Here is a 22,651-nt window from a genome sequence, read left to right as displayed (position 1 = left end):
GATCCGATGTCGGTGCACGACCACCACGACCACGACCACCATTCGCACGCGCCCACGGTAAGCCACCACAACGAGCGCAAGGTGCTGCTGTCGTTCGTGCTGATCTTCGCCTTCATGATCGTGGAGGTGGTGGGCGGCCTGATGTCCGGCTCGCTGGCGCTGCTGGCCGATGCGGGCCACATGCTGACCGACGCGGCGGCGCTGGCGCTGGCCTACGCGGCCTTCCGCTTCGGGCGGCGTGCGGCGGACAGCCGGCGCACCTTTGGCTACCTGCGGTTCGAAGTGGTGGCCGGTTTCGTCAACGCGCTGACGCTGTTCGGCATCGTGGTGTGGATTCTGTGGGAAGCGTGGCGCCGCTTTCATCAGCCGCACCCGGTGCTGGCCGGGCCGATGTTCGGGGTCGCGGTGGCGGGGTTGCTGGTCAACCTGTGGGTGCTGTGGATTCTGACGCGCGGCGACAGCGACCACGTCAACGTGCGCGGCGCGGTGCTGCACGTGATGGGCGACCTGCTGGGTTCCGTCGGTGCGGTGCTGGCCGCGGTGGTGATCTGGACCACCGGCTGGACGCCGATCGACCCGATCCTGTCGGTGGTGGTGTCGCTGCTGATCCTGCGCAGCGCCTGGGTGCTGCTGAAAACGTCGCTGCACATCCTGCTGGAAGGCGCGCCCGCCCACGCCGCGCCGGAGCAGATCGCCGCCTACCTGATGGACACCGTGACCGGCGTGGCCGAGGTGCGTCATGTGCACGTGTGGCAGATCACGTCGGGCCGTGCGCTGGCCACGCTGCATGTGCGGCTGGTCGAGGACGACGATGCGCGCATCGTCTCGCGCGCCGTCGAACACGCGGTGAAAGGGCGCTTTTCAATCGAGCACGTCACAGTCGCCATCGACTGGAACGACGACGCGCCGCACCCCGATTGCAGCCTGGCCCAGCCAGGCGCCATGCCGTCGCCCCCGGCACACGCGCACGGTCATCGGCCGGAACATCGGCATGACCATGACCACGATCACGGCCATGGCGCGGCGCACGGGCACGGGGCTCACTGATCGGCATGTGTACCGGCCGCGCGGCAGGACGCTTCAGCGCGCGGCCCGACGCCAGAGGCGATGCCCCGCGGGCCCACCCCGCCTCAGTTGTGCTCCAGCACCGCCAGCAGTTCCTGCTCGATGGCCAGTTGCGTCTTGTTGTGCTGCAGCTGCGCACCCTGCAGCAGGAACATGTCCTCGACCCGTTCGCCCAGCGTGGTGATCTTGGCCAGCTCCAGGTCGATCTGGTGGGCCGCCAGCACGCGGGCGATGCTGTAGAGCAGGCCGACGCGGTCGCTGGTGGTGACGGTGAGCAGCCAGCGCTGCGCCTTTTCGTCGGGGCGCAGGTCGATGCGCGGCGCCACTGGAAAGCTTTTGACCCGGCGCGACACCCGGCCCAGGCGCGGCGGGGGCAGCGCCACCTGGCTGTCGATGGCCGGCGGCAGGTCCGATTCGACCATGCCGATGAACTCGCGGTAGTGGTCGGGCACCAGCGGGCTGACAATCTGGAAGGTGTCCAGCGCGAACCCGTTGCGCGTGGTGTGGATCTTGGCGTCGAGGATCGAAAAACCCGCACGGTCAAAGTAGCCGCAGATGCGCGCAAACAGATCCGGCCGGTCGCTGGCGTAGACCAGCACCTGCAGCCCCTCGCCAACGGGCGAGAGGCGGGCGCGCACGATGGTCTTGGCCGGGTTATCGGCGCGCGGCGCCTTTCCGTCGTCGCTGGGTGCTTCGATTTTTGAAGCAGGCTGCGGCCGCACATGGCGCGCCAGATGGCGCGTGTGCCAGGCAATGTCGCCGGCGTCGTGGCGCATGAAATAGCTGACGTCCAGCGTGTCCCACAGCGCCTTGTGCGACTGGTGCGGCTCGGAGGCCAGCGCCAGCTGGATGAGCGCTTCGCGCTTGCGCGATTCGATGACGGCGTTGGCGTCGGGTGCGCGCCCGCCCAGCGCGCGCACCGTCAGCTTGTACAGGTCTTCCAGCAGCTTGCCCTTCCAGGCGTTCCACACCTTGGGGCTGGTGCCGCGCACATCGGCCACCGTCAGCAGGTACAGCGCCGTCAGGTAGCGCTCGTTGCCGACGACGTTGGCAAAGGACTGGATCACCTCCGGGTCGCTAAGGTCTTCCTTCTGGGCGATGCGCGTCATCAGCAGGTGGCGGCTGACGAGGAATTCGATCAGCTTGGCGTCGGCCTGCTGCACGCCGTGGTCGCGGCAGAAGCGCCGCACTTCCATGGCGCCCAGGTCAGAGTGGTCGCCGCCGCGGCCCTTGGCGATGTCGTGGAACAGCGCGGCGGTGTAGAGGATCCAGGGCTTGTCCCAGCCTGCTGCCAGCTGCGAGCAAAACGGGTATTCGTGCGCGTGCTCGGCGATGAAGAAGCGCCGCATGTTGCGCAGCACCATCAGGATGTGCTGGTCGACGGTGTAGACGTGGAACAGATCGTGCTGCATCTGCCCCACGATGCGGCGGAACACCCACAGGTAGCGCCCCAGCACGCTGGTCTGGTTCATCAGCCGGAAAGCGTGCGTGATGCCCTGCGGCTGCTGCAGGATGGCCAGGAAGGTGCGGCGGTTGACCGGGTCGGTGCGAAAGCTCTGGTTCATCACCGTGCGGGCGTTGTAAAGCGCCCGCAGCGTGCGCGCCGACAGGCCCTTCAGGCCGGGCGTCTGCGCGTACAGCAGAAAGGTTTCGAGGATGGCGTGCGGCTCGCGCTGGTACAGGTCGTCGCTGGCGACTTCGATCAGCGCGTCGCGGTCGAAGAAGCGATCGTTGATGCGGCGCAGCGGGGGCGCTGGCTCGCCACGCGCGGCGCGCAGGTGTTCCTCGATGTTCTGCAGCAGGATCTGGTTGAGCTGCGTCACGGCCTTGGCGGCCCAGTAATAGCGGCGCATCAGCACTTCGCTGGCGCGCAGCATGATGCGGCCGTCGGCGGCGTGGCGATGCTGGAAGCCGAACGATTCGGCCACCGCGTTCTGCAGATCAAACACCAGCCGGTCCTCGAGCCGGCCGGCGATCAGGTGCAGCCGCGTGCGGATGGCCGACAGCACCGATTCGTTGTGGCGCAGCTGGCGCAATTCATGCGCCGTCACCAGGCCCGCGCGGTGGAGGTCTTCCCACCGCCCGCCAATGCCCGCGGCCAGCGCCGTCCACAAAATGACCTGCAGGTCGCGCAGCCCGCCGGGCGATTCCTTGATGTTGGGCTCCAACGCGTAGGGCGTGTCTTCGTACTTGACGTGGCGCTGGCTCATTTCGAGCCGTTTGGCAATGAAGAAGTCGCGCGCGTTGAGCTGCGCCGTGAAGCGCGCCCTGAATGCGTCGAACAGCGCGCGGTTGCCGACGATCAGGCGCGCTTCCAGCAGCGCGGTCTGCACCGTCACGTCGCCCGCCGACTGCGCCAGGCAGTCGTCCACGGTGCGCACGCTGGAGCCGATCTCCAGCCCCACGTCCCAGCACTGGCCGATGAAGGCCTCGATGCGCTGGCGCAGCACGTCGTCGTGCGCGGGGTCGCTGCCTTCGGGCAGCAGCAGCAGCACATCGACGTCGGAATACGGGAACAGATCGCCCCGCCCATAGCCGCCCACCGCCGCCAGCGCGAAGCGGTCGTCGAAGCCGTCCAGCCGCCACAGGCCGCGCAGCGTCTCGTCGGTCAGCCCGGCCAGCCGCGCCAGCGCACCGCGGATGCCGCGCGCGCCCGGGCCGCTGCGCAGGCCATCAAACAGGTCTTTCTTCTGCTCGCGGTACTGCGCGCGCAGCGCAGGGATGCGCGGATCGGTGGCGGGCGCGTCGACCGGCATGGGGGTCGCCCCTCAGGCCGCAGCGGCCGCCATGCCCTTGACGAAATCGGGCGTTGCCGGGCTGCCGGCCGACAGCGTCAGCACTTCGTAGCCCGTGGGCGTGACCAGCACCGTGTGTTCCCACTGCGCCGACAGGCTGCGGTCCTTGGTGACGATGGTCCAGCCGTCGGGCATTTCCTTGATGTCGCGACGGCCCAGGTTGATCATCGGCTCGACGGTGAAGATCATGCCCGGCACCAATTCTTCGCCGGTGCCCGGTTTGCCGTAGTGCAGCACCTGTGGGTCTTCGTGAAACTTCTGGCCCACGCCGTGGCCGCAGAATTCGCGCACCACCGACAGGCCGTGACCTTCGGCAAATTTCTGGATCGCGTGGCCGATGTCGCCCAGGCGCGCGCCGGGCTTGATCTGGTCAATGCCGAGCCACATCGCGTCAAACGTCAGCGCGCACAGGCGCTTGGCCGCGATGGACACCTCGCCGATCTCGAACATGCGGCTGTTGTCGCCGTACCAGCCATCCTTGATGACGGTGACGTCGATGTTGACGATGTCGCCTTTTTTCAGCGGCTTGTCGTTGGGGATGCCGTGGCACACCACCTGGTTGACCGAGGTGCACAGGTGGCCGGGGTAGGGCGGGTAGCCGGGCGGCTGGTAGCCGATGGTGGCCGAGGTGGTGCCCTGCGCGCGCATCATCTCGGCCGACAGGCGGTCGATTTCGAGCGTGGTGATGCCCGGCTGGATGTGCGGCGTCAGCTGGTCCAGCACTTCGGACGCGAGGCGGCAGGCCTCGCGCATCGCCGCGATGCCGGCGGCGTCCTTGATGATGATCGTCATGGGGGCGAATTATCGTAGGGCGCGCCGATCGTTGCTCGGCGGGGCTTGCTGGCCCGGTGACGACGGTGCTGCACGCTGCCGGCGCGCAGGACGCCCCGCACCCCGTCACACCGCGGCGATAAAATTGACGCTTCCTTCGCAGACGCATGGCCCCAGTCAGCGGCCAGCGGCTTTTCGTACCGTCTTCTTGGCGAAGCCTCGCGGTTTTCGAGCACATTGACCCAGCACATCCACTTCTTCGACGGCGGCAACGCCCTCAGCGACTTTCGTGCGCGCCAACTGCTGCCGCGCCTGCAGGCGATCCACCCCGCCATCGAAACCCTCCGCGCGCGCTACGTGCACCTGGCGGGGTTCGACGAAGCACCCGACAGCCAGACCTTGGCGCGCCTGGGCGCGCTGCTGACCTACGGCGAGCCGTTTGCGGACGCGGCCGCCGCGCCGGACGCGCGGGTCGTCGTCGCGCCGCGCCTGGGCACGGTGTCGCCATGGGCGTCGAAGGCGTCCGACATCGCACGCAACTGCGGGTTGGGCCTGCACCGGGTCGAACGCATCGTTGAATACCAGATCGGCCTCAAGCGCAAGCTGGTCGGGCGCAACCATCTATCAACCGAGGAGCAATTGGCGGTCGCCGCGCTGCTGCACGACCGCATGACCGAAAGCGTGCTGGCCTCGCGCGACGACGCCAAAGCCCTGTTCACCGAACTGCATCCCGAGCCGCTGGCGCACGTCGATGTGCTGGCCGGCGGCCGCGCCGCGCTGGAGCGGGCCAACACCGACTGGGGCCTGGCGCTGGCCGCCGACGAGATCGACTACCTGTTGCAAGCCTTCACGCAGTTGGGCCGCAACCCGACCGATGTCGAGCTGATGATGTTCGCGCAGGCCAACAGCGAGCATTGCCGGCACAAGATTTTCAACGCCCAATTCACCATCGACGGCGTGGCGCAGGACAAGAGCCTGTTCGGCATGATCCGCCACACCGAGCAGCAGAACCCGCAGCACACCGTGGTGGCCTACAGCGACAACGCGGCGGTGATGCAAGGGCACGAGGTCGAGGTGTTTCAGGCCAAATCAGCCGCCAGCGCAAGCGGGACAAGCGCAAGCAGCTATCAAAAAGATACTGCCACGCGCCACGTGCTGATGAAGGTGGAAACCCACAACCACCCGACGGCGATCAGCCCCTTCCCCGGTGCCAGCACCGGTGCGGGCGGCGAAATCCGTGACGAAGGCGCCACCGGGCGCGGCGCGCGGCCCAAGGCGGGGCTGACGGGTTTCACCGTGAGCAAGCTGTGGGATTCCACGCTCGGCAAGCCCGAGCACATGGCCAGCCCGCTGCAGATCATGACCGAGGGGCCGCTGGGCGGCGCGGCGTTCAACAACGAATTCGGGCGGCCCAATCTGGCCGGCTACTTCCGCGAATACGAGCTGGACGCGGGCGGAGTGCAGCGCGGCTATCACAAGCCCATCATGATCGCGGGCGGCCTCGGCAGCATCGACGCGGGGCTGACGCACAAGATCGAGTTCCCCGCCGGCAGCCTGTTGATTCAGCTGGGCGGGCCGGGCATGCGCATCGGCATGGGCGGCGGCGCGGCGTCATCGCTGGCCAGCGGGGCCAATGCGGCGCACCTGGACTTTGATTCGGTGCAGCGCGGCAACCCCGAGATCGAGCGCCGCGCGCAAGAGGTCATCACGCAATGCCAGGCGCTGGGGGCGGACAACCCGATCCTGGCGATTCATGACGTGGGGGCGGGCGGCTTGTCCAACGCCTTCCCTGAGTTGACCAACGACGCCGGCCGCGGCGCGCGCTTCGACCTGCGCGCCGTGCCGCTGGAAGAAACCGGCCTGGCGCCGAAGGAAATCTGGTGCAACGAGAGCCAGGAACGCTATGTGATGGCGATCGCGCCCGAGTCGCTGCCGCTGTTCGAGGCGCTGTGCGCGCGCGAGCGCTGTCCGTTTGCGGTGGTGGGCGTGGCGACGCAGGAGCGGCAGTTGGTCGTCGAAGATGCGCCGCTGCCCCTCACCCCAACCCTCTCCCCAGAGGGGCGAGGGGGCAAGACCGGGGTCGATGATGGCGGCGGCGCGGTTTCACTCCCTCTCCCGCTGGCGGGAGAGGGCAGGGGTGAGGGTGGTGCCGCCGTCGACATGCCCATGGACGTGCTGCTGGGCAAACCGCCCAAGATGCACCGGGACGTGCAGACCGTCGCCCGCCAATTCACGCCGCTCAACCTCGATGGCGTAACCCTGCAAGATGCCGTCATCCAGGTCCTCAGCCACCCCACCGTCGCCAGCAAGCGCTTTCTCATCACCATCGGCGACCGCACCGTGGGCGGCCTCACGCACCGCGACCAGATGGTCGGGCCGTGGCAAATCCCGGTGGCCGATTGCGCCGTGACGCTGGCCGATTTCAAGGGCTTCGCGGGCGAGGCCATGAGCATGGGCGAGCGCACGCCGCTCGCCGCACTGGACGCGCCCGCGAGCGGCCGCATGGCGGTGGCGGAGGCCATCACCAACCTGCTCGCCGCGCCCATCGAATTGCCGCGCGTCAAGCTCTCCGCCAACTGGATGGCCGCTTGCGGCGAGCCGGGCGAAGACGCCGCGCTCTATGCGACCGTGCAAGCCGTCGGCATGGAACTGTGCCCGGCGCTCGGCGTGTCGATCCCCGTCGGCAAGGACAGCCTGTCGATGCGCACGCAGTGGCAGGAGGCCGGACAGGCGAAAAAAGTCGTCTCGCCCGTCAGCCTGATCGTCAGTGCCTTTGCGTCCGTGGCCGATGTGCGCGGCACGCTCACGCCGCAGCTGGACCGCGCGCAGGACACGACGCTGCTGCTGGTCGACCTGGGCAAGGGCCGGCATCGCCTGGCCGGCAGCGTGCTGGCGCAGGCGCTGGGGCAAAGCGGCTGCCCGCACAAGGACGGCGTGCCCGACCTCGATGACGCGCAGGACCTGAAGGCGCTGGTCGCCGCCATCAACCAGTTGCGCGCCGAAGGCCAGATCCTCGCCTACCACGACCGCAGCGATGGTGGCCTGCTGGCGGCGGCGGCCGAGATGGCGTTTGCCGGCCAGGTGGGCGTGGCGCTGAATGTCGACATGCTGGTGACCGAAGGCGACGGCATCAGCGACAGCCGCGCCGAATACGGCGACGCCAAGAACTGGGCGCAGCAGATCAGCGCACGGCGTGATGAATTGACGTTGAAAGCCCTGTTCGCCGAGGAACTGGGCGTACTGCTGCAGGTGCGCACGGCCGAGCGCGACGCCGTCATGCAGGTGCTGCGCGCGCACGGCCTCAGCAAATGGAGTCACGCCATCGGCAAGACGCGGCCGGCCGGCGGCGCGATCAACAAAGGCGTGGGGCAGTTGAGCATCTGGCGCGACACACGCGAAATCTTCTCGGCCACCCTGCACGACCTGCAGCAGGTGTGGGACAGCGTCAGCTGGAAGATCGCGCGCGAGCGCGACAACCCGGCCTGCGCCGATGCGGAGCACGCGGCGGCGGGCGATCCCGCAGACCCCGGGCTGCACGTGCTGCTGAGCGACGATTTAACGCAAAACATGGCCCTGCCGCTTGAGGGACAAGCGCAAGCAGCTACAAAAAGCGCAGCAATCCTCGGTGCGCGCCCGCGCGTCGCGATATTGCGCGAGCAGGGCGTCAACTCGCACGTCGAGATGGCCTACGCCTTCACCGAAGCGGGTTTCGAGGCCTTCGACGTGCACATGACCGACCTGCAAACCGGCCGTGCCAAGCTGTCGGATTTCAAAGGCCTGGTCGCTTGCGGCGGCTTCAGTTACGGCGACACGCTGGGCGCGGGCGTCGGCTGGGCGCGCTCCATCACCTTCAACCCGGCGCTGTCGGACCAGTTCAAGAGCTTCTTCGCGCGCGGCGACACCTTCGGCCTGGGCGTGTGCAACGGCTGCCAGATGTTTGCCGAACTGGCCGACATCATTCCAGGTGCCGAGGCCTGGCCGCGCTTCACCACCAACGTCAGCGAGCGCTTCGAGGCGCGCCTGTCGCTGGTCGAAGTGCTCGATTCGCCCAGCCTGTTCTTTGCCGGCATGGCGGGCAGCCGGGTGCCGATTGCGGTCGCGCACGGCGAGGGCTTTGCCAACTTCAGCGCGCGCGGCGACCAGGCCAAGGTCATCGCCGCCATGCGCTACGTGGACAACCACGGCGCCGCCACCGAAACCTATCCCTTCAACCCCAACGGCAGCCCCGGCGGCCTGACGGCGGTGACCACGGCCGACGGCCGCTTCACCGCGCTGATGCCGCACCCGGAGCGCGTGTTCCGCAACATCCAGATGAGCACCACGCCGCTGCCGCCCAGCGACTTCAGCCCGTGGATGCAGATCTGGCGCAATGCAAGGCGCTGGGTGGGGTGAAGTCGGCATCCGGACTTCCGGACGCGAAGGGCGCGAAAATTTCGCGAAGGGCGCAAAAGAGTCAAAAAATCAATCTTTGGGCTGTACTTTCGCGTCCTTCGCGAATCCTTTGCGTCCTTCGCGTCCGGCTGTTTTCTCGTGGCTTCCCATGGTCCCCATAACTCCTGAAACCCGTCCCGCCGCCCGCCAGGGTCTGGCGGTGGGCTTTGCCACGGGCTTGTACGGCCTCAGCTTTGGCGCGCTGGCGGTGGCGGCGGGGCTGAACGTGTGGCAGGCGGTCGCGCTGTCGGCGCTGCTGTTTTCGGGGGGCTCGCAGTTTGCGTTGATCGGCGTGCTGGCTTCGGGCGGCTCGGGAGGGGCAGCGGTGGCGGCCAGCACGCTGCTGGGATTGCGCAACGGTTTTTACGGGGTGCAGATGGCGCGTGTGCTGCGCCCGCGCGGGGTGACGCGTGCGGTGGCGGCGCAGCTGACCATTGACGAATCGACCGCCGTCGCGCTGGCGCAGGCCGAACCGGTGCAGCAGCGCGTGGGCTTCTGGGCCACGGGCTGGTCGGTGTATGTGTTCTGGAACGCGATGACGCTGGCGGGTGCGCTGCTGGGCAATGCGCTGGGTGACCCCAAGGCGTGGGGGTTGGATGCTGCCGCGTCGGGCGCGTTCATCGCGTTGCTGTGGCCCCGCCTGGCCTCGCGCGCGGCGCGCCGCATCGCGGTGGGCGCGGCGGCGGTGGCGCTGCTGGCCACGCCCTGGGTGCCGCCGGGCGTGCCGATTTTGCTGGCCGCGCTGGTGGCGCTGCTGGCTGGCGCGCGGCCCGATTGGGTGGCGGGCCGTGAAGCCGCGGCGCGGCAGGAGCCCCGCCCATGAGCGCCTGGAGCGCCGTGATCCTGGCCGGCTTGCTGTCCTGGGCCACCAAGTTAGCGGGCTTTCTGGTGCCGCAGCGCTGGCTGGCCGGGCCGCTGGTGGGCCGCATGATGGCCTACCTGCCGGTGGCGCTGCTGGCGGCGCTGGTGGCCGTGCAGACCTTCGACGGCGGCGGCCGGGTGGTGCTGGATGCGCGCGCCGCCGGGCTGGTGGCGGCCGTGGTCGCGCTGATGCTGCGCGCGCCGTTCCTGCTGGTCATTGTCATCGCCGCTGCCACGGCGGCAGGCTTGCGGGCGCTGGGCGTGGCTTGAGACGGCCGCGCGTTGTCGCTATCGAGAAGATAGCTGGATAGGCAATAGGCGTCAGCGCTGGCGCACAAAAAATCGCCAGATCAGGCGCCTTCTGCCACCGGCTCCGGCGGCGTGACCAGCAGCACCGGCACGGGCGAGCTTTGCACCAGCCGCTGCGAGGTCGATCCGCCTTCGAGCCAGCGGCGCAGCGGGCCGAGCGCGCGGCTGCCCATGACGACCATGTCGCAGCCAAACTGCTCGATCAGCTCCAGCATCGCCTGCGCCGGATCGCCTTGCACCACGGCGGTCTCGAAAGGCACGCCGGCGTCGCGCAGCAGGCGGGCCGACGGCTCCATCAGGTCTTCACCCGCTTCCATGGCGGCGCCCTCGATCAGGTCGGGCGAGCGGGCGGTGACCATTTCGTAGAAGCTGGCCGGCTCCTGCACATTGGCCAGCACGAAACTGGCCTGCAGCCCCTGGCGCAGCAGTTGCAGGGCAAAGCGCGTTTCGTGCAGGGAGAGTTCGGTGCCGTCGACGGGGAGCAGGATTTTCATGGGGTCTTTCAAAGCTTGGGTTCAGAACGATGGCGAACTTGAGAGGCAACCGAAAACCGGACGCGAAGGACGCAAAGGGTTCGCGAAGGACGCAAAAGAAACAGCCCGAAAATGTTCTCTCTGGTTTTTCTGCGTCCTCTGCGAAATCTCTGCGTCCTCTGCGTCCGGCTGTTGGGTTGATCCAAAAATGATAGCTGCTCGCGCCATGGTGGCGCACGCCAGCGGCCATTTCAATCGGTCATGGCCTGCGTCACCGGTTGCCGCCGGTAAAAGCGCAGCGCGTGCTCGGCGGCGTCGCGCGCGCCGGCTTGCAGCACGCCGCGCTTGATCTTGCCCATGACGTGCATCTCGCATGGCTTGCAGTCGAAGCGCAGGGTGAGCCTTTCCTTGCCGTTGATCAGTTGCAAAGGTTCGGCCTTGACGGTGCCCTTGACGCCAATCACGCCCTTGGCCTGCTTGGGGCACAGGCTCAGTGAGTAGCGCACGCAGTGCTTGGTGATCATCAGGCTGACTTCGCCTTCTTCCTCGTGGCTTTCGTAGGCGGCGTCGATCACCTTCACGCCGTGCCGGGCGTAGAAGTCGCGTGCGGCGTGGTTGAACACGTTTGCCAGATACGAGAGCGAATCCTCGGGGTAGGGCGCTGGCGGCTCGACCGGCACGGCGCGCGGCAGGCGCTGCCACGCCGCGGCGCGGGCGGCTTCGAGCGCGGCGATGGCGTCGCGCCGCAGCGCGTTGGCCACGCTGGCGGGCACGAACCAGGGGCGCGGCAGATCCAGCGCAATCTCGATCGGCGTGAACAGCGTTTCACCCAGCCTGGCCAGCGATTCGCGCAGTTTGGCGTTGCTGCCTGCTACATCCTTGGGAGCATTGTGCGACAGCTGCACCTGCGCTGACGCCGTGTGTCCATCTTCATCGGTGGCGGCCAGCTGAAGGCCGTCGGCCGTTTCGGACAGCTTCAGCCACACGCCGATGCGCCGGTCGGCGGATTTCTTGTCCAGCGTGCGCGTCCAGTCCATGCGGCGGTTGCGGTTGACCACGGTGCCCTTGCGCAGGTCATGCAATGCGCCCATCGGGTCCTTGGGGAACACGCGCCACGCCCCGTCCCCCAGCGCCTCGACGCGGTTGGTCTGCGCACCGACCAGCGCCTTCTGCGCGTCCCAGTAGCACAGGCCATCGCCGTTCTGCAGCACCAGCGCGGGGTCGTCGGCCATCAGGTCGAAATGGTCGGCCGCCACGCGGGTGACGAAGCCGACCGGCTGGCCGGGGTTCTTCGGTGTGTCGAAGGCGCCGATGTCGTCCTTACGGCCGTTGACGAAGTAATCGGTGAATTCGCGGTTGAAGTTCTGCTGCGGGTCGGGCGTGAAGCTGAAGGTGCAGCGGCCTGAACTGGCGCGCGCCAGCTCGGGCCGCGCGTCCAGAATGGCGTCGAACAGCCGCCGGTAATGGGCGGTGATGTTTTTCACATAGCCCATGTCCTTGTAGCGGCCCTCGATCTTGAAGCTGCGCACCCCGGCGTCGATGAGCGGCGCCAGGTTGAGCGACTGGTTGTTGTCCTTCATCGACAGCACGTGCGCGTCGTGCGCGACAAAGCGGCCCTGCGCGTCCAGCACCTGGTAGGGCAGGCGGCAGGCCTGGCTGCAGTCGCCCCGGTTGGCGCTGCGGCCGGTGTGGGCGTGGCTGATGTAGCACTGGCCGCTGTAGGCCACGCACAGCGCGCCGTGGATGAAGAATTCGATGCTGCAGCGCGCCGGGTCCAGCGCGTCGCGGATGGCGGCGATCTCGCCCAGGTCCAGCTCGCGCGCCAGCACGATCTGCGACAGGCCCGCGTCCTGCAGGAAGCGCGCCTTTTCGGGCGTGCGGATGTCGGTCTGCGTGCTGGCGTGCAGCTGGATGGGCGGCAGGTCAAGCTGCAGCAGCCCCATGTCCTGGATGATCAGCGCGTCGGCGCCGGCTTCGTACACCTGCCAGGCCAGACGGCGCGCAGGTTCCAGTTCGTCGTCGCGCAGGATGGTGTTGAGCGTGACGAAGATGCGTGCGTCGTAGCGGTGCGCGTGGCGCGCCAGGCGCTCGATGTCGGCCACGCTGTTGTCGGCGCTGGCGCGCGCGCCAAAGCCCGGGCCGCCAATGTAGACGGCGTCGGCGCCGTGGTTCACCGCCTCGATGCCAATGTCGGCGTCGCGCGCGGGGCTGAGCAGTTCAAGCTGGTGGGGCAGGGGCATGGGCGGATTATCGTTCAAATCCGCCTTCGGCGCTTGTCTGGCTTGCGGTGACAGCTATGGTTTATATAGCTTGTCGCAGGCGCTCGCCCCAACCGGTTGCCAGAGGGAGCGGGCGCTTATCGGCGCTGGGGCTGACCCCCCGAGAATTCGCCGGCTGCCGGCATCTGCGTCGGCGGTTTCCGTCCGGACGGGCCGGCTTCGCTGGCCGGGGCCGATAGCGTTGGCACGCCGGCCTTCGGGGGCTGCCCGGCCTTGGCCATCAGCGGAGCGCAATTGGCGTTGTCTTCGGCGCCCGGCACGGTGATGGGCACCAGCACCAGCGCGCCCGGTGCGGCCGCGAGCGCCGCCACCGCGGCGGCAGCGCGCACGATCAGCGGGCCGGCCTGTACGCCCACATGCGGCTTGATGAACGGGCCGCGCACTTCCAGCGGTGTGCGCAGCGAGAAGAACTTCAGGTCGTACGCCTTCGGGTTGACGTCGATGTCGAACTGCTCGCTGCGCATGTCGGCGGTGCCGGTGATGTCGATCAGCGCTTCTTCGGTGTTGATCTTCACGTTCTGCATGTGGGCCACGCCACCGCGGATCGGCACGTCGGCAATGGCGCAGCGCAGGCGCACTTCCTTGTCGGCGCCGAACAGGCGGGTGACGACGACGCTGCCCAGGTTCAGGCCCGCCATGTCCAGCAGCAGCTGGCTCATGGTGCCTTCGCGCACGTACAGCCGCGCCTCGCCGTTGGCCGACGCCAGGATCTGCGACACCGAATTGCCGCGCCCATCCAGCGCAATGCCGCCATCGACGTCGCCCAGGCTCTTCTTCATCAGTTCGATCTTGGGAAACAGCGACGACAGATGCAGGTCGCGCACATCGCCGCGCACCGACACCTGCATCGGCTTGACGCGCGAATTCATCAGCACCTGCGTCTTGAATCGGCCCTTTGCCACGCCGAATTCGAGCGGTGCCAGCTTCAGCACCCCGTCTTCCATGAAGGCGTGGACTTTCAGGCTGTCCAGCGGCACGGCCTGCGGGCGCTCGATGCGCTGGCCGGTGTACTGCAGGTCCAGATCCATCTTGTTCCAGCGGCTGGTGTCGAACGGGTCGTCGGGCAGCACCTTGCCGGGTCGCTGCCTGCGTTCCGGGTTGTTGGACTTTGCACCCACCACCGGGCCCAGGTCTTCCAGCCGCAGCAGCCTGGACCGCATCGTACCCTTGAGCAGCGGGCGCGGCTGGCGCGACGTGTAGGTCACGTCGCCAGCCAGATCGGTCTTGCCCACGGTGCCGGTGAAGTCGCGGTAGTCCCACACCGAGGCGTCGGGCTTGAGCGTGCCGACCAACTGGCCGCGGGTGTTGAACGGCGGCGTGTCGGGCAGCACGATGCCGGTCAGCGGATACAGGTCGGCCAGGCTGCCGCCGCGCAGCGTGACCTGGAAGTCCACGCCCGACAGGTGGCGCGGGTTGGCGATGTGGCCTTCGGCGGCGGCGCCCAGGCGGCCGGCGCGGGCGTCGAACTTCAGCGGAAAGTCGAGCTGCTCTTCAGACAGCGACAGCAGCGAGCCGGCCTTGCCATTGCCGCGCACCTCGGCCTTGCCGTGCCAGCCCGAGAACTGAAAGCCCACGCCGTAGCGGCCGTTTTCGGTGGCGTCCGGCGCCAGCGTTTCGACCGTGCTGGACACGCTGAGCTGGCGCACAAAGTCTTCGAAGCCGAGATGGCCTTCGTCCAGCAGCAGCCGGCCCAGCGTCACGTCCCAGCGGCCGCGTGCGTCGGCCGGCTGGCGGCGGAAGTCGAAGGTCCAGTTGTTGCGTTCCTTGTCGGCACGCTCCAGCCGCACGTCGGGCTCGGTCAAGGCCACGCTGCGGATGTCGATGCGGCGCGCCAGCAGCGGCAGCAGCGCAATGTCGGCCGACGCGCGCCCGATGTGGGCGAAGTGCGGCCCCTTGGCCGGAAAGTCGGGCGGGTTGCCGATCAGCACGTCGTCGGCATTGACCAGCGGCGTCGGGATCCAGCGGCGCCAGCCGGTTTCCATCTGCTGCGGCCACTGCCAGTCGATGTCGAGCGGGCCGCGGATCTCGAAGTCGCGCCCGATGGCCTGCGACACCTGCTGCGACACCCATGCGCGCGAGCGGTTCCAGTCGTTCCAGGTCAGCCACGCCAGCGCGGCGCCCAGCACCACCAGCAGCGCCGCGACCAGCCCCAAGCCCCAGCGCAGCAGGGCGCGGCGGGGCGGGCGGGTGGATGGGGACGGGCTCAGGCTCATGACGTACAGCGTCGCCGGCCGGCGGATTGGCCGGCAGACGTCAGTGATGCTAGCCACGCGCGGCGTGCTGCGGTCGCTAAGATCGCCGCTATCGCCTTCTTCCTACAGCGTCATGCGCCAAGCCTACGAAGGGCGGCGCCCCTTGTCCGACATGGTCACGCCATCGCACCGCTTTTTCGGCGTCGACGCGCTGCGCGGCGCCGCCATGCTGTGGATGACGGCCTACCACTTCGCGTTCGACCTCACCCACTTCGGCCACATCCGCCAGAACTTCTACACCGACCCGGTATGGACCTGGCAGCGCACCGGCATCGTCAGCCTGTTTCTGCTGTGCGCGGGCATGGGGCAGGCGCTGGCGGTGCAGCAGGGGCAAAGCTGGCCGCGCTTCTGGCGCCGCTGGGGGCAGGTGGCCGCGTGTGCGCTGCTGGTGTCGGCGTCGTCGGCGCTGATGTTTCCGCGCAGCTGGATCAGCTTTGGCGTGCTGCATGGCATGGCGGCCATGCTGCTGATCACGCGCTGGCTGCTGGTGCGCGGCTGGCTGCGCGGCGCCGTGCCCTGGGTGGGCGCCGCGCTGCTGATGGCCGCCGCGCCGCTGGCGGGCGAGTGGCTGCGCACGCAGGCCCCGGCCGGGTGGGCGGCCGCGTTGGACAGCCGCTGGCTCAACTGGATCGGCGTGGTGACGCGCAAGCCCGTCACCGAAGACTACGTGCCGCTGTTGCCCTGGCTGGGCGTGATGTGGCTGGGCGTCGGCCTGATGCAGTGGCCGCGCTGGGCGGCCCGCATGGCACGCGCGCCGGGGCCGCTGGCCCGTGCCATCGCGCCGCTGGGGCGCTGGAGCCTGAGCTACTACATGCTGCACCAGCCGGTGCTGATCGGCGCGCTGATGGCGTGGGGGGCGTGGCGCGCGGCTTGAGGCAAAAATCCGCCGCCAGCGCTTGCCAGACGAGCGCAGCCAGCTACTTTTACGATAGCAAATGAAAAAGGGCAGCGCGACGGCTGCCCCTTGGATGCATCGGTCGCCCGGTGCGCTTACTGCACCTTGGCCTTGGCGCGCAGCTCTTCCTGGTACTTCACCAGCTTCTCCTGCTGCATCTGCTGCACGATCTGCGGCTTGACCTGCTCGAACGGCGGCAACTCGGGGCCCTTGGCGTCGCGCACGTCGTCAACGCGGATCACGTGCCAGCCGAACTGCGACTTGACGGGCGCGTCGGTCATCTGGCCCTTGTCCAGCTTCTTCAGCGCGTCGGCAAACTCGGGCACGTAGCCTTGCGGGTTGGCCCAGCCCAGGTCGCCGCCCTGCGCGCCAGAGCCCGGGTCCTTGGACTGCTTCTTGGCGATGTCCTCAAACTTGGCGCCTTTCTTGATCTGGGCGATGATGGCCTTGGCCTCGTCTTCCTTCTCGACCAGGATGTGGCGCGCCTTGAATTCCTTGGCGCCGGCCTGCGGCGCCTGGCTGCCCACCACGCGGTCGTATTCGGCCTTGGCTTCGGCGTCGGTCACGGTGTTCTTGGCCTGAAAGTCGGCAAACAGCTCGTTGATCAGCACGCTCTGGCGCGCCAGGTCCATCTTGGCGCGGAAGTCCGGCGAGGCTTCCAGGCCGCGGCGTTGCGCTTCCTGCATGAAGATTTCGCGCGCGATCACTTCCTCGCGCAGCTGCTTGTCCATTTCGGGCGGCACGGGCTGGCCGGTGCGGGCGGCCTGCGCCTTGATCTGCTGCGCCAGCGCGTCCAGCCGCGCCTTGGGCACCGGCTTGCCGTTGACGATGGCGACGTTCTGCGCGGCAGCGGGCAGCGCCAGCGCACCCGCCAGCAGGGCCGCGGTGGTGGCGGCCAGAAGGGACTTGTTCATGTGATGAGACCTCGGGAGACTCCCTGGCGGGAGGGGAAGATGCCGCGGCGCGGCGCAAAAAAAAGCAATTATCGCGTCTTGGCAAGGCAGGGTCGGCGGCGGCGCAGGCCAAGTTGCTGAACGCCGCAGACGGACCCGTGCCGGCCGCGGGCGTGGCCGCCCCTGCGGATAAGCCGCATCAGCCGCTCAGGCGGATGTCGCTTCTATCGCCAGCGCGTGCACGCCATCGCGGTCGATGAAGTCCTGCAGCGCGGCGTACACCATGCGGTGCCGCGCCACGCGCGGGCGGCCGTCGAATTGCGGCGAGGCGATGCGCACGCGGAAATGCGTGCCGAAGCCGGTGCCGTTGGCGCCGGCATGGCCTTCGTGCTGCCAGCTTTCGTCCAGCACCTCCAGCTGGGTGGGCTGCAGCTGTTCGCGTAGGCGCGCGGCCATGCGGTCGGCCAGGGGCAGGGTGGTCATTCGGTCTTCTCCGCCGGCGCTTCGTCACTGAGATGGCGCGCCACGTAAATGCCCTGGCCGACGATGAACGCCAGCGGAAACACATAGCCCCACAGCTTGAAGTTGGCCCAGGCGTCGGTCGAGAAAAACGCCGCCACGTAGCCGTTGATGGCGGCCATGAACAGGCAGTACAGCACCCAGGCAGCGGTCAGCCGGTTCCACACCGGGTCGGGGAGGGCCAGCTGGCTGCCCAGCATCATCTTGAGGAAGTTCTTGCGGTACACCCACAGCGCCACCGCCAGCGCGACCGCCATGGCGGTGTAGAGCACGGTCGGCTTCCACTTGATGAAGCGCTCGTCCTGCAGAAACAGCGTCAGCCCGCCAAAGATCAGGATCAAGGCCAGCGTGGCCTTGTGCATGGTCGTCAGCTTCTTGTCGATGGCGTAGATGATGGCCATCTGCGCCACCGTGGCCGCCATCAGCACGGCCGTGCCCACGTAAATGCCATACATCTTGTAGGCACCGAAGAACAGCACCAGGGGCAGGAAATCCAGCAGCAGCTTCATATGGCCGGGCAGTTTACAGGGGGCGGGATGTCCGGCGGCGCCTGGGCTCATCCGGCCAGGGCGCGTTGCGGTGGCACGACATTCTGCGTCGGGCCGTGAAGCCGATCACGAATTTTGCCACCCTGGTGGCTATGTCACCATCATTGGATACTGAACTGGAGGTATGCTCCACGCGACCTGCTTTTTGGGTAAGTCGCCCGTTGAGGAACGCACGATGTCTTTGAACGCAAAAAATCCGTCCTGGGCCCGCCCATTGCCACAGCGCCTTCGGTCGGTGGTGGTCGCTGCGGGGCTGCAGCTCGTGGCGATGTCGGCGTTTGCGATCAGCGGATCGGGGACGTTCACGATCACGTCGCCGAGCTCGGTGCCCAGTGGGTCAGTCACCGAGACGGTCAGTGGAGCCTACACCACGCCTCTCGGCGATACCGGAAGTTTCACATTGACGCGGGACAGTTCCACCGGCTACATCACAGCGGCGGGTGGGTCACCGACCGGGCCCTCATTCGAGACGGGCGCAAACGGCATCACTGCAAGAAACAGTGTCTGTGAATCCGTGAAGCACTCCACGCTGACCTATTGCAAAGACAGCCCGGACAAGTTCGTTTACACCCTCACGTTGAGCCCAGCGCCCAACAGCGGCCCGTTGACGATCGAGGTGGTGCAGGGCAGCAGCCCCGTGGGAAACAGTGAAGTCGCCACCATTCAGTTTGAATACGCCCCCGGCGCCAGTGGCGTGCTGGCCGCCAACCCGGCGGTGAAGTTGCACAGCCAAAACCCCTCGAACGTCGCCGATACCTCAACGCCGCAGATTCGCACGTTCGATTCGAATACGCCAACGCTGGACAAGGCCAGCCCCCTTCCAGGCGCCAACACCGCACTTTCCGCGCCGACTTCCATCTTTTCGGGCGACAAGGTTCAGTCTCTGGCGGCCTACAACGCCAGTACCAATGTTTCGGGCACGACTTACGACGGCTCCCGCTACCGGTTCGACTTTGTCAACGCAACCACCGTCAGGGTCACCTACACCGGCAACATGAAGGGAGATAGCAACTTGACCACTCGGGTCGGCGAAACCTTCAACGAGTGGATCGGCTTCGGCGTCCGCAGCGGCCCCGTTGCGAAGGACGACTTGTACCGCGTGCCCACCTCCGGCGCCACGACCGCTTCGGTGCTAGGCAACGACACGATGGGCGGGGCTCCCGCCACCGGCACCAATTCGACTGTCACACCCACCGGCACGCCGCCCACGGGCCTGACGCTGAACGCCGACGGCACCATCACCATTGCCGCCAACACGGCCCCCGGTACCTACACCATCCCCTACAAGGTGTGCAGCAAGCTGGCGACCACGCCGGAATCGTGTGCCACCGCCACCGCCACGGTGGTGGTGGAGGGCGCCATTCCCGCCAACGACTCGTACGGTCCCATCCCGTCGGCAGCGGGCGCCACGACGGCGTCCGTGCTGGCCAACGACAAAGTCAACCTGGGCGATGGCAAGGGCGACGTGGCCGCCGTCCTGGGCGCCAACGGCAACGCCACCCTGACACCCGGCACTTCGCCGGTGACCGGCCTGACGATGAATTCGGACGGCACGATCACAGTGGCCGCCAATACGGCGCCCGGCACCTACTCGTACCCCTACACCTTGTGCGCCGTGCCGGCAACGACGCCCCCGCCTGTGCAACCGCCACAGCGACGGTCGTCGTCGCCCCCACGCCCAAGGCCGTCAACGACACGCCACCGGCCGTGCCGTCGGCGGCCGGCGGCACCACGCCGTCGGTGCTGGCCAATGACACGATGAGTGGCCAGTCGGTGGTGCTGGGCACCAACGCCACCTTCACGCCCGGAACGGCCCCCACGCCCACGGCCGGCTCCATCAAGATGGATCCCACGACCGGCGTGGTCACCATCGCACCCGGCACCACCCCGGGCACGTACAGCTACCCGTACACCATCTGCTCGGTGCCAGCGACCGACCCCGCCAGTTGCGCCACCGCCACGGCCACCATCGTGGTGGCCCCCACGCCTTTGGCGGTCGACGACGCTATGCCCTACGTGACAAACGGCGCCGGCGGCACCACGCCTTCGGTGCTGGCCAATGACACGATGAGTGGCCAGCCGGTGGTGCTGACTGGCCCGGACACCAACGCCACGCTGACCCCCGGCACGTCTCCCAATCCGGGCATCGTGATGAATGCGGACGGAACCATCACGGTCAAGCCCGACACGCCAGTGGGCTCGTACGCCTATCCGTACAAAATCTGCTCGGTGCCTGCTACCGATCCGCCCAGCTGCTCGGAGGCCATCGCTACCGTGAAGGTGAGCCCTCCGGTCTCGGTGCCGGTGGGCCCGTGGTGGCTGCTGGCCCCTGGCGTGCTGGCCCTGGGCCTGCGCCGGCTGCGGGGGCGCCGCCCAGACTGAAGGCGGCGTCGGACCGCCGAAAGGGCGGCAGCGCGCAAACGAAAGGGCTTTTCGTCGTGCTGCCGCGCTTTCAGTTGCCGTCGCTGAAGTCCAGCGACGCCGAATTCATGCAATAGCGCAGGCCCGTGGGCTGCGGCCCGTCGGGGAACACGTGGCCCAGGTGGGCGCCGCAACTGGCGCAGACGGTTTCGACGCGCTCCATGCCCAGGCTGGTGTCGCGCCGCTCTTCGATGGCGCCTGGCACGGCCAGCGAGAAGCTGGGCCAGCCGCAGCCGGCGTCGAATTTGGTGTCTGAATCGAACAGCTTGGCGCCGCAGCAGATGCAGTGGTAGCTGCCGTCGGCCCAGTGCTGTTCGTACTTGCCGGTATAGGGGCGCTCGGTGGCCGCGTGGCGGGTAACCTGATAGGCGGGCGCTTCGGCGCCTTTTTCGGCCAGCAGGGCGCGCCATTCGGCGTCGGTCTTTTGCACAGGATGGTTCATGACGAGCAGCTTATCTGGATGTGGGATGCCCAGTCGGGCGGAAAGCCGGTCCAGTCGGCCCAGCGCGGGTGTGCGGGCTGCTCGTCGAACGGCGTTTCGAGCAGCGCCAGCAGGTCTTGAATGGGCTGGAAGTCCTTGAGCTTCGCGCGGGCGATGACTTCCTCGGCCATGTGGTTGCGCAGCACGATGGCGGGGTTGGTCTTGAGCATCAAACCGGCCGCCAGCGCCCGATCAGATTGCGCAAGAAGCTCCTGATACTGTAGCAACCAGCGGTCGATGGCCGCGCGGTCGACGAACAGGTCGTGCACCGTGTCGGCGGGCGCGCCGCCCACGTGATGGGACAGACGCCGCCAGAAGATGGTCCAGTCGGTGCGCTCGCGCGCCATCAGTTCCAGCACCTCGCGCACCAGCGCGCGCGACGCGTCGCTGGCCTGCGGCAGGCCCAGCTTGGCGGCCATGCGCTGGTCCAGCGCGGCGGGGAACAGCGTCTTGTACGGCTCCAGCGCGTCCAGTGCCGCCTGCTGGTCGTCGATCAGCGGCATCAGTGCCTGGGCCAGCGCAAACAGGTTCCAGTAGCCGATCTGCGGCTGCCGGTGGTAGGCGTAGCGACCGCTGTGGTCGGAGTGGTTGCAGATGTGCGCGGGATCGAAGCCGTCCATGAACTGAAACGGGCCATAGTCGATGGTCAGGCCCAGGATGCTCATGTTGTCGGTGTTCATCACGCCGTGCATGAAGCCCACCGCCTGCCAGTCGGCCATGAGGGCGGCAGTGCGCTGCGTCACGGCGGCAAGCAGCGCAGCAGCGGGGTTGGCGGCGGCGCGGCAAGCGGGGTAGAAATGGTCGATGACGTGGTCGGTCAGGCGGCGCAATTCGTCCACCTGTCCGTTGGCGCTGAAATGCTCGAAATGGCCAAAGCGGATGAATGTGGGCGCCACGCGCGTGACCACGGCAGCGGTTTCGACCGTTTCGCGCCGCACGGGCTGGTCAGACCCGGTGATGCACAGCGCACGGGTGGTGGGTATGCCCAACGCGTGCATGGCCTCGCTGGCCAGGAATTCGCGGATCGACGAGCGCAGCACGGCGCGCCCGTCGCCCATGCGCGAGTAGGGCGTGAGGCCGCTGCCCTTGAGCTGCAGCTCCAGCCAGTCGTCCGCGGGCGTGCGCACCTCGCCCAGCAGGTGGGCGCGCCCGTCGCCCAGCTGGCCGGCCCACACGCCAAACTGGTGGCCGCTGTACACGCTGGCCAGCGGCCGGCTGCCGGGCAGCACGCGGTTGCCGGCCAGGGCTTCGAGCAGGTGTGGCGTCTGCCACGCGCCGGCGGGCAGGCCCAGCTGGCGCGCCATGGCGTCGCTGCGCGCCACCCAATACGGGTCGCGCAAGGGCGTGGGCGCGAGCGGCGTGTGAAATTCGGGGCCGAGGCTTTCGAACCCGTGGCGCCATTCGAAGGCGGGTTCGGCCGCCAGGGGCGGGGTGGTCACCATGTCCTGCATGAAGGCATTGTCGGCGCAGGGCGCTGCGGGCGCACGGCAAGGCGGTGATGCCTGCGGACGGTGCAGGGTCGGGGCCTGGCCCCCGGTTTTCTTAACAAATAAGGCTTCAGCGCTTGTCTGACAAGCGCTCGCAGCTTCCATAACGATAGCAAAAGGGCCGACCGTGCGGTGTAGTCACTTCACCGGCCGCCGCCCCAGGTGCCCCCG

Annotated in this window: 17 protein-coding genes; 7 read left to right on the top strand and 10 right to left on the bottom strand. The window is 67.9% G+C overall.

The genetic code is table 11. The features are described 5' to 3' along the window. Positions 1–6: 6 nt before the first annotated feature. Positions 7–1,047 (top strand): cation diffusion facilitator family transporter, encoded by a 1,041-nt coding sequence (locus tag R0D99_RS09200; RefSeq protein ID WP_317747956.1) that lies wholly within the window; start codon positions 7–9, stop codon positions 1,045–1,047. An 83-nt stretch (positions 1,048–1,130) separates the two neighbouring features. On the opposite strand, the gene R0D99_RS09195 is transcribed toward R0D99_RS09200, so the two are convergent. Then, complete coding sequence (locus R0D99_RS09195; protein WP_317747955.1) at positions 1,131–3,821, bottom strand: [protein-PII] uridylyltransferase; 2,691 nt, start codon at positions 3,819–3,821, stop codon at positions 1,131–1,133. 12 nt (positions 3,822–3,833) lie between these two features. After that, positions 3,834–4,652, bottom strand: coding sequence for a type I methionyl aminopeptidase (map, locus tag R0D99_RS09190; RefSeq protein ID WP_317747954.1), 819 nt, complete (start codon positions 4,650–4,652; stop codon positions 3,834–3,836). A 216-nt stretch (positions 4,653–4,868) separates the two neighbouring features. On the opposite strand from map, the gene purL reads away from it, so the two are divergent. The 3 genes from purL (at position 4,869) to R0D99_RS09175 (ending at position 10,193) form a co-directional block, all read left to right on the top strand. Next, complete coding sequence (purL, locus tag R0D99_RS09185; RefSeq protein WP_317747953.1) at positions 4,869–9,023, top strand: phosphoribosylformylglycinamidine synthase; 4,155 nt, start codon at positions 4,869–4,871, stop codon at positions 9,021–9,023. Between the two features lie 148 nt (positions 9,024–9,171). Beyond that, positions 9,172–9,885: an AzlC family ABC transporter permease gene (locus R0D99_RS09180; protein ID WP_317747952.1), complete on the top strand. Its 714-nt coding sequence runs from the start codon at positions 9,172–9,174 to the stop codon at positions 9,883–9,885. Next, a complete protein-coding gene (locus R0D99_RS09175; protein ID WP_317747951.1) occupies positions 9,882–10,193 on the top strand; it encodes an AzlD domain-containing protein in 312 nt (103 codons plus the stop codon). Before R0D99_RS09180 ends, R0D99_RS09175 begins: the two co-directional genes overlap by 4 nt. 80 nt (positions 10,194–10,273) lie before the next feature. Here the strand turns inward: R0D99_RS09175 and R0D99_RS09170 are convergent, their stop codons facing one another. From R0D99_RS09170 to R0D99_RS09160, 3 genes are all read right to left on the bottom strand, one after another. Beyond that, positions 10,274–10,726, bottom strand: a complete 453-nt coding sequence (locus R0D99_RS09170; RefSeq protein WP_317747949.1) for a universal stress protein — start codon at positions 10,724–10,726, stop codon at positions 10,274–10,276. A 230-nt stretch (positions 10,727–10,956) separates the two neighbouring features. Next, positions 10,957–12,945: a U32 family peptidase gene (locus R0D99_RS09165; protein WP_317747948.1), complete on the bottom strand. Its 1,989-nt coding sequence runs from the start codon at positions 12,943–12,945 to the stop codon at positions 10,957–10,959. Positions 12,946–13,061: 116 nt separating this feature from the next. Continuing rightward, positions 13,062–15,254, bottom strand: a complete 2,193-nt coding sequence (locus tag R0D99_RS09160) for an AsmA family protein (RefSeq protein WP_317747947.1) — start codon at positions 15,252–15,254, stop codon at positions 13,062–13,064. A 55-nt stretch (positions 15,255–15,309) separates the two neighbouring features. On the opposite strand from R0D99_RS09160, the gene R0D99_RS09155 reads away from it, so the two are divergent. Next, on the top strand, positions 15,310–16,110 hold the full coding sequence (locus R0D99_RS09155; protein WP_416365855.1) for a DUF1624 domain-containing protein: 801 nt from the start codon (positions 15,310–15,312) through the stop codon (positions 16,108–16,110). A gap of 116 nt (positions 16,111–16,226) precedes the next feature. Here the strand turns inward: R0D99_RS09155 and R0D99_RS09150 are convergent, their stop codons facing one another. The 3 genes from R0D99_RS09150 to R0D99_RS09140 all read right to left on the bottom strand — a co-directional run bounded on the left by R0D99_RS09150 (position 16,227) and on the right by R0D99_RS09140 (position 18,052). Continuing rightward, positions 16,227–17,045, bottom strand: coding sequence for a peptidylprolyl isomerase (locus R0D99_RS09150; protein ID WP_317747946.1), 819 nt, complete (start codon positions 17,043–17,045; stop codon positions 16,227–16,229). Between the two features lie 186 nt (positions 17,046–17,231). Next, complete coding sequence (locus tag R0D99_RS09145) at positions 17,232–17,507, bottom strand: BolA family protein (RefSeq protein ID WP_317747945.1); 276 nt, start codon at positions 17,505–17,507, stop codon at positions 17,232–17,234. After that, positions 17,504–18,052 carry a septation protein A gene (locus tag R0D99_RS09140; protein WP_317747944.1) on the bottom strand — a complete coding sequence of 183 codons (549 nt, stop codon included), beginning with the start codon at positions 18,050–18,052 and terminating at the stop codon, positions 17,504–17,506. Before R0D99_RS09140 ends, R0D99_RS09145 begins: the two co-directional genes overlap by 4 nt. 214 nt (positions 18,053–18,266) lie before the next feature. Between R0D99_RS09140 and R0D99_RS09135 the strand changes: the two genes are divergently transcribed. Both R0D99_RS09135 and R0D99_RS09130 read left to right on the top strand, forming a co-directional pair. Further along, complete coding sequence (locus R0D99_RS09135) at positions 18,267–19,853, top strand: hypothetical protein (RefSeq protein ID WP_317747943.1); 1,587 nt, start codon at positions 18,267–18,269, stop codon at positions 19,851–19,853. Then, on the top strand, positions 19,799–20,473 hold the full coding sequence (locus R0D99_RS09130) for a hypothetical protein (protein ID WP_317747942.1): 675 nt from the start codon (positions 19,799–19,801) through the stop codon (positions 20,471–20,473). The genes R0D99_RS09135 and R0D99_RS09130 overlap by 55 nt, the downstream gene beginning before the upstream one ends. Positions 20,474–20,543: 70 nt before the next feature. On the opposite strand, the gene msrB is transcribed toward R0D99_RS09130, so the two are convergent. Together msrB and R0D99_RS09120 are read right to left on the bottom strand one after the other, a co-directional pair. Further along, a complete protein-coding gene (msrB, locus tag R0D99_RS09125) occupies positions 20,544–20,954 on the bottom strand; it encodes a peptide-methionine (R)-S-oxide reductase MsrB (protein ID WP_317747941.1) in 411 nt (136 codons plus the stop codon). Continuing rightward, positions 20,951–22,435: a protein adenylyltransferase SelO gene (locus R0D99_RS09120; protein WP_317751055.1), complete on the bottom strand. Its 1,485-nt coding sequence runs from the start codon at positions 22,433–22,435 to the stop codon at positions 20,951–20,953. Before R0D99_RS09120 ends, msrB begins: the two co-directional genes overlap by 4 nt. Positions 22,436–22,651: the final 216 nt, after the last annotated feature.

The organism is Ottowia sp. SB7-C50, assembly GCF_033110285.1.
Lineage (GTDB): Bacteria > Pseudomonadota > Gammaproteobacteria > Burkholderiales > Burkholderiaceae_C > Ottowia.
The sequence above is the reverse complement of the archived record's forward strand: the minus strand, read 5'-3'. Positions and strand labels throughout refer to the sequence as shown.